Annotated in this window: 15 protein-coding genes; 4 read left to right on the forward strand and 11 right to left on the reverse strand. The window is 43.4% G+C overall.

The genetic code is table 11. The annotated features are described in order from the left end of the window. Positions 1 to 767 precede the first annotated feature (767 nt). The 6 genes from ACTHQF_RS07555 to ACTHQF_RS07580 form a co-directional block, all read right to left on the reverse strand. Positions 768 to 2057 carry a polysaccharide biosynthesis protein gene (locus ACTHQF_RS07555; protein WP_440429433.1) on the reverse strand — a complete coding sequence of 430 codons (1290 nt, stop codon included), beginning with the start codon at positions 2055 to 2057 and terminating at the stop codon, positions 768 to 770. A 401-nt stretch (positions 2058 to 2458) separates the two neighbouring features. After that, positions 2459 to 2809 (reverse strand): DUF2200 domain-containing protein, encoded by a 351-nt coding sequence (locus tag ACTHQF_RS07560; RefSeq protein WP_440429435.1) that lies wholly within the window; start codon positions 2807 to 2809, stop codon positions 2459 to 2461. Positions 2810 to 3104: 295 nt separating this feature from the next. Continuing rightward, positions 3105 to 3791: a helix-turn-helix domain-containing protein gene (locus tag ACTHQF_RS07565; RefSeq protein ID WP_440429437.1), complete on the reverse strand. Its 687-nt coding sequence runs from the start codon at positions 3789 to 3791 to the stop codon at positions 3105 to 3107. A gap of 16 nt (positions 3792 to 3807) precedes the next feature. After that, positions 3808 to 4020 carry a hypothetical protein gene (locus ACTHQF_RS07570; protein ID WP_440429438.1) on the reverse strand — a complete coding sequence of 71 codons (213 nt, stop codon included), beginning with the start codon at positions 4018 to 4020 and terminating at the stop codon, positions 3808 to 3810. A gap of 72 nt (positions 4021 to 4092) precedes the next feature. After that, a complete protein-coding gene (locus ACTHQF_RS07575) occupies positions 4093 to 4857 on the reverse strand; it encodes an SDR family NAD(P)-dependent oxidoreductase (protein WP_440429439.1) in 765 nt (254 codons plus the stop codon). Between the two features lie 88 nt (positions 4858 to 4945). Then, the gene (locus ACTHQF_RS07580) at positions 4946 to 5830 is read right to left on the reverse strand and encodes an NmrA family NAD(P)-binding protein (RefSeq protein WP_440429440.1); all 885 of its coding nucleotides are present in this window, start codon (positions 5828 to 5830) and stop codon (positions 4946 to 4948) included. Positions 5831 to 6096: 266 nt separating this feature from the next. Here ACTHQF_RS07580 and ACTHQF_RS07585 point away from each other — a divergent pair, with 266 nt between their 5' ends. Genes ACTHQF_RS07585 through ACTHQF_RS07600 form a run of 4 tightly spaced genes read left to right on the forward strand, consistent with a single transcriptional unit; the run spans position 6097 to position 10181 of the window. After that, positions 6097 to 7410: a gluconate:H+ symporter gene (locus tag ACTHQF_RS07585; protein ID WP_440429441.1), complete on the forward strand. Its 1314-nt coding sequence runs from the start codon at positions 6097 to 6099 to the stop codon at positions 7408 to 7410. A 47-nt stretch (positions 7411 to 7457) separates the two neighbouring features. Beyond that, entirely contained in the window at positions 7458 to 7928 is a 471-nt protein-coding gene (locus tag ACTHQF_RS07590; RefSeq protein WP_440429443.1) for a RidA family protein, read from the forward strand. A gap of 18 nt (positions 7929 to 7946) precedes the next feature. Further along, positions 7947 to 9059 carry a D-TA family PLP-dependent enzyme gene (locus ACTHQF_RS07595; protein WP_440429444.1) on the forward strand — a complete coding sequence of 371 codons (1113 nt, stop codon included), beginning with the start codon at positions 7947 to 7949 and terminating at the stop codon, positions 9057 to 9059. A 51-nt stretch (positions 9060 to 9110) separates the two neighbouring features. Next, positions 9111 to 10181 carry a dipeptidase gene (locus ACTHQF_RS07600; protein ID WP_440429445.1) on the forward strand — a complete coding sequence of 357 codons (1071 nt, stop codon included), beginning with the start codon at positions 9111 to 9113 and terminating at the stop codon, positions 10179 to 10181. 46 nt (positions 10182 to 10227) lie between these two features. Here the strand turns inward: ACTHQF_RS07600 and ACTHQF_RS07605 are convergent, their stop codons facing one another. The 5 genes from ACTHQF_RS07605 to ACTHQF_RS07625 form a co-directional block, all read right to left on the reverse strand. After that, positions 10228 to 11142: a hypothetical protein gene (locus ACTHQF_RS07605; RefSeq protein ID WP_440429446.1), complete on the reverse strand. Its 915-nt coding sequence runs from the start codon at positions 11140 to 11142 to the stop codon at positions 10228 to 10230. Position 11143: 1 nt separating this feature from the next. Then, positions 11144 to 12412 (reverse strand): hypothetical protein, encoded by a 1269-nt coding sequence (locus ACTHQF_RS07610; protein WP_440429447.1) that lies wholly within the window; start codon positions 12410 to 12412, stop codon positions 11144 to 11146. A 2-nt stretch (positions 12413 to 12414) separates the two neighbouring features. Next, positions 12415 to 12819, reverse strand: a complete 405-nt coding sequence (locus tag ACTHQF_RS07615; RefSeq protein WP_440429448.1) for a hypothetical protein — start codon at positions 12817 to 12819, stop codon at positions 12415 to 12417. Positions 12820 to 13013: 194 nt separating this feature from the next. Then, a complete protein-coding gene (locus ACTHQF_RS07620) occupies positions 13014 to 13679 on the reverse strand; it encodes a response regulator (RefSeq protein ID WP_440429449.1) in 666 nt (221 codons plus the stop codon). Further along, positions 13680 to 15383, reverse strand: coding sequence for a tetratricopeptide repeat-containing sensor histidine kinase (locus ACTHQF_RS07625; RefSeq protein ID WP_440429450.1), 1704 nt, complete (start codon positions 15381 to 15383; stop codon positions 13680 to 13682). Between the last annotated feature and the right edge of the window lie 12 nt (positions 15384 to 15395).

Here is a 15395-nt window from a genome sequence, read left to right on the forward strand (position 1 = left end):
ATTAGTTTTCAATCCTATTAACATCCACCAATACAACGCCTCATAGCCAAAATGTTTTCAAGATAATCTCAATCATCGGAAAACATTGAAAAACTTACTCGTCCTCCTGAGTATTCAAGGCAATTGAACTTTTCCTTCTGAAAGGTTCATTGATGTTCAGATAACATCTTTCTGAACTTAAAATCCACTGCTAAACTTATCAGGAAGTTGATCTTTCAACTATGTAATTAAATGACAGGAACTCCACTATCCTTTAATACTCGGTCGCATCAAAAACAGTGTTTTTACAAGCGCATATATATTCTGTGATCTTTCGTTTTTTTAACCCTAATTAATCAAGCTTTTAAGATACTTTAGCTTATTACCAGCGAGGTTTTGTACGATCCACACGACAGCAACAGAAAATGCCTTCAACATTCGCACCTGCGCAATTAAAAATCTTTTGAATTATTCTGGAGCGGTATTCTGCTGTCACCTAACTAATTAGTACAACCATACCGAAATACTTATTCAGCTTGAATCAATCAAAACTAATCCGTTTCCAAATTCGTGGTGTACGCCGAAATCGAAAATCACTGATGCTAAATCAGGTTTATAATACAGTTAACAATTAGTCCTAATTGGCTTTGGTTTAGTTGCATATAGTCGTTTCAGTACCTCCGTTTAATTAAGGTATTCAGGCTCCAGGCTTTGATGTAAATCCCACTTGATGGGAAAAATTATCCATTGCATGGTCTAGGTTAGCTGCAGCTTCAATTAACAAACCTTTAATCTTCTTGATGAATTTTGTAGAGCGTGAAGAGAGAATGCATCAATAGTTGAGAACAACTAACAAACAGAGTAAACCAAAATACACCCATTAAGGTAGATACGTTGAAGATCAAAACTCCAACAATCAAAAAGGTAATATTGTAAGCTATTGAAAAAACAGGCTTTATGATCCAGCCTCTACTGGTATGTAACCCGTAACAGGTTGAAACTAATAGAGTGACATTGCTACCCAAAAAGTAGACGAACAATTCGTTTTCTAAATGGAAGTAAGTCGGCCCTAGCACAAAAAGTAATTGGCTGGAGAAAGTAAAGACAAGCATTTGTACAATACAAGTAACGGCTGCCATGCAAGTGAAAATCTGCAAAAACCTAGTGAGCAGGAGTTTTCGATCAGGCAGTAATCTGGCGAATCGGGGAACGACAAGCGTACCCATCATGACCAAAAGTACATTTAAGGCCATTCCCAGTCTGGAAAGCGCCCCACTAGCTGCTAATGATGAAGTATTTCCGAATATGGAAAGAATCCAGATGGTAATTTGTCCTGATAAGCAGTAATATATCAGGCCTGGTAAACTTCTCTTAACTACAGCTATTATTTCAGCTTCAACCAAAGGGTCAGCAGTTCTTGCCTTGGCAACAAATTTATCTGCTATTGCCCTAAGTTTTATGTTGCCGATGATCCTGGGGATACCAGCCGCTATCACAGCAATAAAAGCCCAGGGAAAGAAAAACAAGAAAACTGCAGATAGCAACAACCTTGATATACCAACCGCCATTTGGTTTTGTTGTAGGGGTTTAATGTCTTGATGTAGCTTCGGTACGATTTCAAGAAGTGAGTCCGACAAGGATGCATAATACGCAGGAATAACGGAAAGGATGATCAAGAAAGTTACCAGTAAACTTGCATTTTGATGGAGTAGAAGGTACGCGAAAGCAGGTACAGTTACGGCTAGCGTGATCAGCGAGAATTGCCGTCTTAACTTCATACCGGTGAACAACACGGTGCCCAATTTCTCCGGATCATCCCAGACCTTCCCGCCCTGTGACATCACGCCAGTCGAGATGCCTCCATCAGCCAAAAGTGACATCATTCCGATCATGGCATTGGCTAAGGTGTAGAATGCATACTCCTGAGGTGGAAGAAGTCGAATTATTACGATACCTGAAATTAAACCAACAACTTGGATAGAAAGCTGAGCACTACCCGTGATTAGCGTCAGTTTAAGAAATGTTAAAACTTGTTCATACTTAGGATGCGTCTTAATTTTATGGAGCGATATAATCATCTTTGCATTTTAATGATTGTAAATAAATCAGACAGAAAAGATCCCCTTGCACAATAGCCAGATTATCTGTTACAATGCCAAATTAACTTAACACAGATCCATTTTAAAAGCAATAACACACTCGCTAATAGGCACATCAATATAGTCATCTATTATCAGATGTATATCTTACTTGTAAAAAAAAAGGGATGGAAAATAGAATTTACTTAAACTGGTTTTTAGATGATGTATGCCATCCTAATCAAGGTAATTAACGGCCGATTCTAGAATACGCTAATGCTGCTGCGGGCATGATCAAACGTATACCCAAATGAATTCCAATTGAAATTCGGTAGGCTATAAACCTTTAATGTTAGTGCGCAAAAAATCATCTTTTAGCGTCAAGACCGTTGCATTTCTGGTTATTTCCTGAGGATTTTATCCATCTTTTTCCCTTTCGCCAATTCATCAATCAGCTTATCTAAATAACGCACCCGCTGCATCAATTCATCCTCAATTTCCTCTACCCGGTAGCCGCAAATAACACCCGTGATCTTAGATACATTCGGGTTTATCATCGGTGCCTGATCAAAAAATGTTTTAAAGTCAGTGCGATCCTCCAGGTGCTTCTCTAACTCATCTGCATTATACCCCGTTAACCAAAAGATGATTTCATCTACTTCATCCTTTGTGCGCCCTTTTCGCTCTGCCTTGTTGATGTAGTGCGGATAGACACTTGCAACAGACATCTTATATACTCTTGAATGATCCATTTATATAACGTGCTGGTTTGGTAGTAACTAAAATAACGAATTTTCTTCTTACCGGAAAAGTAATCAATATTAGGTGCTGCTCTTTGCCGGTTCTTATATCAGCAAGTACCCTAACTACGCATCCAAAAAATTCAATCACTGACGACTTGCCAGTTAAAATGGGCATTGCCATGATGACCAGCCGCAGTTAAGACCGCATACACCTCAAAATTGGATCTATGTCAGCGGAAATAAACAATGTGACCAGGTCTGCCTAAAAGAGGCTATCACCAACCCACACAAGGGTAGGTAAATATCAATTGAAAGACTGTCGAAATTCCAGCGGAGAAGTGCTGGTTTTGGACTTGAACAGCTTGCTAAACGACTGTGGGTGCTCAAAGCCCAACCCATATGCAATTTCGCTTACGGAAAGGTCCGTCGTCGATAGCCGCTCCTTTGCTTTTTCGATAAGTTTGTCGTGAATGTGCTGCTGCGTACTCTGTCCGGTCAACACCTTCAGCAGTCCACTTAGATAACCAGTAGAAACATTCAGTTCATCAGCGATATACTGCACCGTTGGCAGCCCTTTCTTCACAAGCGCAGGATCTTCAAAGTATGCCTTCAGTAACTTATCCAACCTGTCCAGAACCTGGTGGTTCGTGATCTTTCGCGTAATAAACTGTCGCTGGTAGAAGCGTTCAGCATAGTTCAAGAGTGTTTCCAACTGTGAGATAATGATGTTCTGACTAAAACGATCAATATTCGCATGATACTCTTGCTGGATGTTTTGGATGATGTTATTCAGTATGGCCTCTTCCTTATCTGACAGAAATAGTGCCTCATTAACGGAATAGTCAAAAAACTCGTACCGCTTAATTATAGCAGCAAGGCTGCTGTTCCAAAGAAAGTCTGGGTGGATCAGTAATATCCACCCAGACGCATGATGATCCATATCGGTTGACGGTGTTGCATGTAACACCTGCCCGGGTGCAAGAAAGTACATCACGCCCTCATCGAAGTCATATTCCTGCTGACCATAGCGGATTTTTCTGGCTCAGTCCACGTTTTACCGAAATCGAATAATAATCTGAAACCGTTACGGTAACGTCACTGGTTCTTTTCGCTACGACAAGTTCAGCATAATCAACCACACTGATCAGCGGATGTTCCGGCTTCGGTAGATTGAAGATGTTGTGAAATTCACTTATCGATTTTATCCTGTAAGGTTTCATAATATAAAGATAACTATTGCTGCCAGATCACGAACGCTAAATGCTTGCGCCGACTAGCTGGATCATTCGTTATTAAATCGCCTGGCCACCGGAAACTTCAATCCGCTGCGCATTAACCCAGAAAGCTTCATCGCTACAAAGGAACGCAACCACACCACCAATGTCATCTGGTAAACCTACACGGCCCAGTGCTGTTACGCTGGCAATTTGAGCATTGATCTCTTCGTTGTCACGTACGCGACCGCCTCCGAAATCCGTCGCAATTGCACCCGGAGCTATGACATTCGCGCGGATTTTTCTGCTGCCGAGTTCTTTCGCCAGGTATCTGGTAAGCGTTTCTACTGCAGCTTTCATCGAACCATAAACAGACGATCCCGGCATTGCAATACGAGTAAGGCCAGAAGAGATATTCACGATTCCGCCGCCGTCGTTGATCAGAGGCAGTAACTGCTGTGTTAAGAAGAACACGCCTTTGAAATGAATATTGAAAATTGCGTCCATTTGTTCCGGAGTTGTGTCTGATACAGGCGCATATAAGGCTGTTCCAGCATTGTTTACCAGATAGTCAATTTTTGAACTTCCGGTTTCCTCAAGCAGATACGCGCTTATCGTACTCACGAAGGCTGCGAAGTTGCTAATATCACTTGTGTCAAGTTGAAATGCTGCAGCGTTCTGACCCATAGACTTAATCTCTGCTACAACCTCATCTGCAGCCTGTTGATTTGCATTGTAGGTAATTAATACATCCAAGCCATTTTTTGCGACCGCCAATGCCATGTTTTTTCCTAAACCTCGACTACCACCGGTAATCAACGCTATTTTGCTTCTTTTTTCCATTTTATTTCGTTTTTATACTGTTATTCTGATTTGCTTTTCTGTTATTTTTTTGACTTCTGTCTCTGGTGCTTACTCGCATCCTGTTATATTATGATCCCTGGTAAATGGAACTAAACGTTTCTGCGAATGCTTCCAACTTTACTTTTCCAGGTTGAACATTCTGCTTATCAAAATCTTCCCGCAGCATACCGCTATGTGTAGCCCTTGCGAGTTCCACTAGGCTCTGGGCCAATTCCTCCGAAATGCCCTGATAACGTAAGGCTTGAAGCACCTGTTCTTCAGGTGAGATATGCCATTTTAAATCCGGTTTTCCGATGGCTTGCCCTAGAATGGAAGCGATTTCAGTGCAGGTTCTTTCATCACTGGCAACGTAACGTACTTTGTTCATCCCTTCAATCTGCGTAATTTCGGCTGCAATCGCCGTAGCAATATCATCAGGAGCCGCCATTGCTAATAAATCTTCTTCACCGTACAACGATCCGATATAGCCTAAAGATTTGATCATCGGAATAAAACTTAAAAGATTGTAGTAGAAATAAGCCGGCCTAATATGCGTCAGGCTTATACCAGAGATTGCATTGAGGATTTGCTCTGCCTTATACGAACCTGCAATAATGCCCGTACCTGCTGGAAGATGTGCCCCATAGCTACTTAAATGAACTACACGCTTAACACCAGCAACACGGATCGCCTCTGCATAGGAATGTGCAATGCGCTCGTAATAGGCACCTTGGTCAACTGCGGAAAAGTTGGGGGGTATCATACAATAGACCACATCAGCGCCAGCAAAGGTCGAGGCTAGAAATTGCCTGTCCTCAACACTGCCGATGGCTGCGCTGGCACCCAATGCTTCAATATCCTTTGCTTTCTCCTGCTTTGAACTGATTAGGGTAACGGACTGACCCATACTCAACAGCTTAATGGCCAGTAGGCTACTGATATGTCCTAAAGATCCTGTAACAATAATTTTCATGTGCTCCTTTTGATTTATACAAAAGTGTACAACATATACAACGCTGAAGTAGCCGAATCTCCTCTCCTTGTAGCCAAATATCGTCCGGGATAGCAGCCAATAAGAACAATGCGGAACAAATCCGGCCATGCCGTTTTGATGATGATAGATCCGGAATAGATGCATATACTGAAACTATACTCTAGAAGTAGAAGAGCAACTAACAAATCGTTTGACATCTAAGAATTAATCTTTGATTATTAATTAAATACATTGATATTTAATTGATGACCATACTCACCGTACTCCTCTGCATCTTACTGCTGATCGTGATGATCTCGGTATTCAAGATCAACGCCTTTCTTTCCTTCCTCATCGTATCCATTATCGCCGGCATCACGTTAGGCTTACCACTGCCCAAAATTGCCGGAGCGGTAGAGAAAGGGATGGGTGATGTACTCGGATCGCTCATCATCATCATTACGACAGGAGCGATGCTTGGTAAGCTCGTCGCGGAAAGTGGTGCAGCGCAAAAAATTGCAGAGGTCATGATGAGCACCTTCGGCAAAAAACACATCCAATGGGCAATGGTTATTACCGGATTTATCATTGGCATACCGCTATATTACGGGATTGGATTTGTGTTGATGGTTCCGCTGATCTTTTCCGTGGTCTACCGTTATAAGCTCAATGCCATTTACATCGGTCTACCGATGCTAGCCGCGTTGTCTGTCACCCATGGTTTCCTTCCCCCGCATCCATCACCGGCTGCGCTAGTCGTACAGTTTGATGCCAATATGGGACTAACCCTATTCTACGGTATGATCATCGCCATACCTGCAATTGTTATTGGCGGGCCGATCTTCGCGAAATCACTTAAACATATAGAAGCACAGCCACTGGCGGCATTTCGGACTAAAGAACTGCCGGAAGAAGCCTTGCCAGGAAGTTGGGTAAGCCTCTTAACAGCACTGTTACCCGTAATCCTGCTTGCGCTTGCGTCCTTTCTTCCCTTAACCTTACCGGCCGGATCGCCCATTACGCCAGTGGTAACCTTCCTAGGCAATCCTTCGATAGTCATGTTGATTGTGGTGCTGATCGCGACCTACACCCTTGGCCTGGTCAGAGGAATGAAAATGAATGCCATCATGAATCTGTACAGTGATGCGGTAAAAGATATTGCGATGATCCTTTTGATCATTACCGGATCGGGCGCTTTGAAGGAGATTCTGGTTCAAACAGGTGTAAGCCTGGAAATCGCAAGATACCTGGACGGCATTGCGATCGATCCTTTGATCCTGGGATGGCTGATCGCGGCGCTTATCCGATTTGCGGTAGGGTCCGCCACTGTAGCAGGCCTTACAACGGCAGGTATCATTTTCCCGCTGATGGGCGCTGCACACACGGATCCGAACCTAATGGTGCTAGCCGTTGGGGCTGGCAGCCTGATGTTCTCACACGTAAATGACTCCGGTTTCTGGCTGTTCAAAGAATATTTCAATTTAAGCCTTAAAGACACCTTCCGGTCATGGGCACTGATGGAAACCATTGTCGGCACAATGGGCTTGATTGGCGTTTTGATTCTCCATGCGCTTTTGTAACTTGCCGCTAAGGCCACTCCTTAATAAATCAAAGAACTACAACTTATATGGAAAACTTAACAGCAGATCAACGTTTTGAGAAACTGGGATTAAACCTGCCACCAGCACCTGCACCGCTCGGGGTGTATAAACCTTGCCTTATTGATGGTAAATACCTTTACTTAAGTGGACACGGACCTGTAAAAGACGACAAATCATTGATCATCGGCAGAATAGGTGCCGGCATGAGTCAGGAAGAAGGCAAGCTTGCAGCAAGACAGGTCGGACTCACGATGCTATCAACCATAAAGGCCAACATAGGCAGTCTCGACAAAGTAAAGCGTGTAATCAAAGTACTCGGCATGGTGAATTGCAGTCCAGACTTCGAAAAGCACCCTTTCATCATCAATGGCTGCAGCGAGCTGTTCGCAGAAGTATGGGGACCTGAGCATGGAATTGGTGTAAGAAGCGCCGTTGGTTTCGGATCCCTCCCGGACAATATTCCAGTGGAAATTGAGGCGCTTTTTGAACTTCATTAAAACCAATAAAAATCATCCATGATAGAAGCAAACTGGTATCCATTGGAAGATCCTGCAAGCGTAAACTCGCCGGGACTCATCTTTTATGAAGATCGAATTCAGGAGAACATCAACCTGCTCATCAGCATGATCGATCAGAAAAGCCGTTTACGCCCACATGTAAAAACCCATAAATCAGCTGAAGTTACCAGAATGATGTTGGCTGCAGGCCTGCAGAAATTCAAATGTGCAACCATCGCAGAAGCGGAAATGCTAGGTACTTGTGCTGCGCCGGATGTTCTGCTGGCTTATCAGCCGGTTGGACCAAACCTGACAAGATTCCTGGCTTTACAGGAGCAGTTTCCGAACACCAAATTTTCCTGTCTGGTTGATAACGAGGAAACAGCTAGAAGCATCGCCAAACTTGCAAGGCAGCACCATAGAACGTTCCAGGTCTACATTGATTTGAATGTCGGCATGAACCGAACTGGCATTCGGCCGGACCGGGCAAAGCTTCTCTACGAGAGCATGCTCAATGTAGAAGGCCTAAATGTGCTTGGTTTTCATGCCTATGATGGACACATCCACGACGCTGATTTCAGTATACGGCAGCAAAAGGCAGCGGAAATCATCACAGTACTGCAGACCTTAAGCCGAGCGATAGAAGAAAAGCATCAGCACAAACCAATTATTATTGCCGGGGGTACACCCACCATGCCTATTTTCGCAAAAGATACGGATTTTGAATGCAGCCCGGGAACCTTTGCGCTTTGGGACGAAGGCTATCAAAAAGCATTTTCAGAGCAGCCTTTCTTACCTGCAGCCTTGGTTATCTCCCGGGTTGTCTCTCTGCCGGATGAAAGGCTCATCTGCCTGGATCTTGGGCATAAAGCGGTTGCGGCTGAAAACACCTTATCAAACCGGATCACTTTTTTGAATGCACCAGAACTTGTGCCGGTTAGCCAAAGTGAAGAACACCTGGTAATGGACGCCGGCGAGAACCATCAGTACAAAATTGGCGATGTGCTATATGGGCTTCCATTCCACGTCTGTCCAACTGTAGCACTATATGACCAGCTAATAAGTGTTTCCTCGAGAAGAGCTCCAGAAAGCTGGCAGATTATTTCGAGAAAAAGAAAAAACACGATCTAAGAAGCCAATACATGATCTAACTAGAATATAAGATAATCTAACCCAACACCGATGTTTACAATAGATGCCCACCTGGATTTGAGCATGAATGCGATGGAATGGAACCGCGACCTTCGCCTCCCGATAGAAACTATAAACAGCCGGGAAGTAGGCTTAAAAGATAAACCCGACCGTGGTAAGGCGGTGGTTAGCCTTCCAGCGCTGAGAAAAGGGAATATCGGTTTGGTTGTCGCCACGCAAATCGCACGCTATGTTGCACCAGACAACCCACTACCTGGCTGGCATTCACCAGAACAAGCATGGGCGCAAACCCAGGGGCAGCTGGCCTGGTACAGGGCCATGGAAGCTGCAGGGGAGATGCTGCAAGTGAAGGACCTGGATGGTCTGGAAAAGCATATAAAACTTTGGCAGGAGGACAATACCAGCGAGCATAAACCCATTGGCTATATCCTGAGCCTTGAAGGTGCAGATTCGCTGGTAAATGTTGGCCATCTGGAAATCGCCCATGCCTATGGCTTGCGTGCAGTTGGCCCGGCACATTATGGGCCTGGCAGGTATGCGCAGGGTACCAATGCAACCGGGAAAATGGGGCCTCATGGTTATGCTTTACTGGCGGAAATGGAGCGTTTGAACATTATTCTGGATGCCACCCACCTGAGTGATGAAAGCTTTTGGGATGCAATGGATCATTTCAACGGCGCAGTCTGGGCTTCACACAACAACTGCAGGGCACTGGTAGATCATAACCGGCAGTTTACAGATGAGCAGATCAAAGAATTAATAAGCAGGGGTGCTGTAATCGGAGCTGCACTGGATGCCTGGATGATGGTGCCAGGTTGGGAGCGGGGCCTCTCAACGCCAGTAAGTACGAATTGTAATTTGGAAGTGATGATCGATCATATAGATCATATCTGCCAGCTGGCGGGTAATACCGATCATGTTGGCATCGGCTCAGATCTGGATGGTGGCTTTGGCAAGGAGCAATGTCCTTATGATCTGGAGTCCATCGCAGACCTGGGCAAAGTTCCCGAATTGTTTGCCAAGCGCGGCTATAGTAACACAGACATTGAAAAGTTGATGCATGGCAATTGGTTACGGTTTTTAAGAAAGGCTTGGGCTTAAGACTTTAAAAAGAAAAAGCCACCTTAAGGGTGGCTTTTGAAGTGGTCTAATTTTTTACAGTCACGGCATTCTTTATTATGTTATCCATGTAAGTAGGCAAATCGATGCCCTTTATTTCGAAGGCGGTTACGCCCATTGCTTGCAGCCAGTCGCTCCAGTATTTTTTAATAACGTCATCTTCGAAATTTCTTCCTTTCTGGGGATTGATCCCGATCACTAACACTTTCAAGTCTTCAAGTCCAGAAGTCGCTGGTAAAAATCCAAACTTGTCAGCATCCATTCTACTAGCGAACTCTGAACTGTTCAGCTTTGCTTCTTTTATTAACTCTGGCGTCAAGTAAGAGGTCTGATTTCCCACCCTTACTTTATTGTCCTGGTGAAACATATAACCGTCTGTAAGAATCACTAAAACATTACGATGAGCGGGTTTAATACATTGGTCTTTAACCTTATTCTTAAAGAATGTCCAAATATCAGCCCCGATATATTTGTTGTCTTTCAGGGCTATATTGTAAATTTTTTCCGAACAAGACACGTAGGTTGGCACAACACTGGAAATTGTTTCTGTGGTTACGTTCGACTTGTCAAAGGTGAATTTCATTTCCCTAGCTAAATCGTTGATCTCAGGAGCCTTTGGTTCAGGCTCAAAGAATAATTGTATGGACTCGTCCATTCCACTAATTTTACTGCCATTTAAATGAGCTTGAAACGCTTCGCCCACACTCTTGATGTAGCCCAGATCACGCTGATAGATTTCCATCGTCTGATTGGGATATTTTTTAGGATCTATCCTGTCAGAAAGGTCAAGGAAAATACTCAAGTTAAGGTGCTTGTCGACCTTTTTTTTCGTTGATACAGCTGGTTTATTTGTTGTTTCCGTATTATCACTTGCGCAACCGGCTTTTATCAATAACATAGCTGCGAGCACTAATGTGGTGAAGAAGAATAGATTTTTTTTCATGTTAAGAGACTTTCGAGTAAATGATATGTTGATGCTGTGGCCTAATTAGGTCAAGACTTTTTAAATGCTCATTAGCCACTGCTTCACAATCCGCTAACAACGCGGTCTTCCTTGCATCCGGCAAAGCTAACTCCCCATTTATCGCCTGAAACCATCCTTCGATATATTGATTGTGATAATGCATATACTGCTTTATGTTGAGAATGAACCCGTCTATTTTATTCTGAAGTTCCTCTATCCGGCCCTTAATAGTGCTAATAAGTTGCTTTGTTTTTTCAATATCAATATTGATTTGTGTCCGCGTATCTTCTAACCTCTTTAGTTCCTGCTGCTTAACTCTAATAAAAGCTTTGATCTTGTCGATTTCTTCGAATTCTTTCATAACAAAGTCAAATACAAGTCCCCAGATAATGTACACAACAAAGCCCGCGAAAATAATCATCCAGAATTCCGCCTCACCAAGTGCTACTCTCAGGTTGTAAGCCGGCGTAGTAGGTGTTTTGGTGAAGTCATATATCTTCTTTTCAATCTGATATGCTAAAAGGCCGTCAAAAAGGAATGTGATTATAAAAAGTGAGACAAGCCTGAGTAGGTTCTTGATTCCTTTTCCCTTTTGCATCATATGTATAATGTAGCCCAATCCAAGGAATACACTAGGTATTGTGAGAACGAGAACTCCTTCTAACCAACCTTCTTTCATAGCATTGTTAAGCGCCTGGGCGTCAAAAATTGCGGTACTCAGACTATCATCCGAAAAGATTTTGAACAGTGCTGAATAAGTGGCTGATATATAGAAAACAAACAAATAAATAGTGATCGGAACGAGCAATAGTAATCCAATGTAAAACAATGCGTGAGGCTGTTTGCTATCAGTTATTCCGTGCTTCTCAGGATTGCTTTTAATAGTCTCGATATCTTGTTTTACGAGTTCTATTTTTTGTTCCTGTTGTTGCAATTTGTCGTGCTGAATTGACAAGGCAGTTTCTGCATTCCTTAATTCGCTTTCTTGCCGGGTCTTTTCTTCCACGTAGGGTTGTTTCAATGTTCGTTGCTCTTCTTTCAACTTGCGACATTGTTCTTCAAAACTGCTGTATACATTTTGCAGACATGCTTTCAATGTTATCGCTTGTCCGTACGCTTTTTGTGAGGCTCCGTAACCACTCTGGTAATAAGTGATACGCACCTGGACATCATCGTTAACTTCATCGTTTGAACTAGCACTCGACCTCGTCGGCTGTTTTAATGAAAATATCTTACTGATCGCTTCCATAATTAATTATTTTTTACTTGAGTAATTACTTGAGAAAGAGTCATGTCCTGTTTTGCACAGGTCAGCAGGAAGTTGCAAATGTCATCTATATGAGCATCTTCAAATTGGAAACGCCGACAGAATTTTTGTAATGCACTGTATTCATCTTCGGTAATTTCCTTGTCCGCCCATGTCATTAGGGCTAAGTCATAAAGGAATTCAATTCTTTCATCCCTTGACTCAGGAATGGAAATTCTGGCCAAAGGATCTGTTAGAATCCTTTCCAGCTGAGCAGTTTCGACCCCTCGCTGCTCAGCAAAAAGGTATAGTTGTTTCATTTCGGGAGCGTCAAAGTTTTCGTCAGCACAGGCCATTTGGTAAAGCCGTAAGAATCGGCTTTGAAGCGTAGCGGTAATCTGGTTTTCCATTTTTTTATTGCTTTGGGTTAATGAGGCTTGATATTTAACTAATATTCAAGTTATTGCCAATTCCAAAGCTAGTTTTACCGCGAAAGTATTCCATACGGAAAACCGTATTGATGAAGATGAAAGTTTAACCCTCTAATAAGGAAGTCATAGCTTGCCGGAAATATGTTCAATTTGCTCAAAGTGCTGTAATGGAGCTAGATAATCCCCATGTCTTTGCAGAAGGCGATCAGTTGTTCATTCTTTTTGAAATTCAACACCGTCTTGATGTGGTTCAGCCGCTTCTCCATGCTGCTCATGCCATTGGGCGTTATCCTCAACTCCGAAAGTTTAGCCGGAATTTCCTTCAACTGCATGCCAGCGGCCAGGAGCGATATAACCGTTAGATCATAATTCGTAAACTGATGACTATTGCTGGGACTGATCTGCTCTTTTATCCTTGGAGAAATGAAGGTTTGGCCTTTGACAATCGTCCGAACCGCTTGTTCAAGTTCAATGGCGTCCAGGCGTCCCTTTTGTACAAATCCGTTTATCTGCAACGTTGAGAAGAATGACTTAATCAAGACCGGGCGACCTTCTACAGAAAAGATGATGACTTTTAGCGAGGGTTGTAATTCCCGTGCTGCTTTAATGAGGTCAATTCCGCTTTTAAGGTGTTGCAACCGGTGGTCTTCGATGAATGAAAGGTCAGTAATTAGCAAGTCATAAGGCTTTCCAGCTGCCAGTTCTTTCTTAATTCTGGTGTATGCATCATCGCAATAATAAACATAATCAAAAACCGGAATTGCAAGATCCTGAATTGTCTTGGCTACGGCTCTACTGCTGGTCTGGTGATCTTCTGCGATAAGTACTTTTTCAAACATTTAAATCGACTTTAAAGGAACGCGAACAATTATTTTGAGCCCGCCATCCGCATGATTTTCAAAGGTAATTACTCCTTTCAAAGCAGCAATACGGCTTTCCGTATTGCGCAAACCCAGTCCCTCTGAGGCATCAGCTGCCAATCCGATGCCGTTATCACGGTATTGGATCTTCAAACTTCTATTAGTCGTTTCAAATCGAAGTACAACCAGGCTTGCCTGGCTATGTTTATGCATATTCACCAGCAATTCCTGCAAGATCAAAATGACCTCATCTTTAAGCGGTTCGTCCAGGATTGCGTTAAGTTCATCATTTAGCCCTGCCGTTACAATTTTGACCTCATCTGTAGAGAAAGAGGAGGTGAGCTCGTTGAAACGTGCTAAGAACTCCGCAGGCTCGGCGATCACCGCATGTGAAATCTCCCGCGACTTAAAATATAACCCCTCAATCTGCGTCAGAAGCCTATCCTTATTGATTGTTGTACCATATTCCACCTCCGACATCATCCGGTAGAGACCGTTTGCAACCACATCATGAATGTCTTTTGAGGTGCGTAACTTACTCTCGCGAACAGCTTTTTCGGCCTCCTCTGCTAACCGCCGCTTCCGCTTCCGATAGATCATTATCGATATAATGATTGTTGCCAGCACGATAATCGCTGCCATTCCTAAAGCATAGGAACGGCGACTAATCTGAATTTCCTTCTCCGCATTTTCTTTCTCCAGCCTGAATCGTTCCGATTTATGTTTTTCTGTTTCGTAGCGGATCAATGCGAATTGGTTTTTTGCTGCATTACGAACTTTGGCAACGCTGTCTTCGAGCCTGCGATAACGTCTAAAGTAGTTCAATCTATGCTGACCATCCAGATCTGCCAGTTTACTAAGTGCTTCCAGTTGGTTGTCGGGGTTCCTGAGCTTCACAGCAAGTTCATACATTAACCTGCTGTAGTGTAAGGCAGCCTTCGGTTTTATGGTCCAGTAATAGTTTGCAAGGTGCGCGTAACTTGAATTCTGGCCCCAAAGATCCCCAATCTTCCTGCGTATTTCCAGTGCGCTCAGGTAAGATGGAACCGGATCATACTGAGGTGAGTACCGCCATTGAGCCTCTGCTAAATTGGTAATTGTTCTAGCTCTTGTACCATCCGCCGGCGCCTTAGCCAAAACCTCCTGGTAGAGGCGGATAGCCACCTGGTGTTTGCCCAGTTCACGGTATGCGTTGGCAATATTGTTTTTCGTGATATGTAAACTTGAGCTATCGGTGATTAGAGGGAGTGACTGATTGTAAAACTCAATCGACTGATCATATTTTTTCAGGTCATAGCAGGCGATCCCGAGATTGTTCAGGTTGGAAAGGATGTAACGATGGTGTTCCGCATTTGCTCGATCCAAATACTTCAATGCCTCCATACTGTACTCCTGGCCATCAAAGTTGTCGCCGGCTTCTGTAGCAATTAGGGCCATGTTAGTCAACGTGCTGGCCAGCATAATACTATCCTTGGCCTTAAGATAAGCCTCTTTGGCCTGTGCAAAGGCAAGGAAGGCACTATCAGACTTTCCAGCATCCTGAAATGCATATGCCTTATCGGTAAATGGGGATCTTGTTTTCGGATTCTTTACATCCTTATGGGACTTATCCTCATGTTTTGAGCAACTTGAAAGTAGTTGAAATATCAGAATTAAAAAGCCTATTATTATCGCAGGTTTCAATGATCATGTTTT

Source organism: Pedobacter sp. SAFR-022, assembly GCF_051965375.1.
Lineage (GTDB): Bacteria > Bacteroidota > Bacteroidia > Sphingobacteriales > Sphingobacteriaceae > Pedobacter.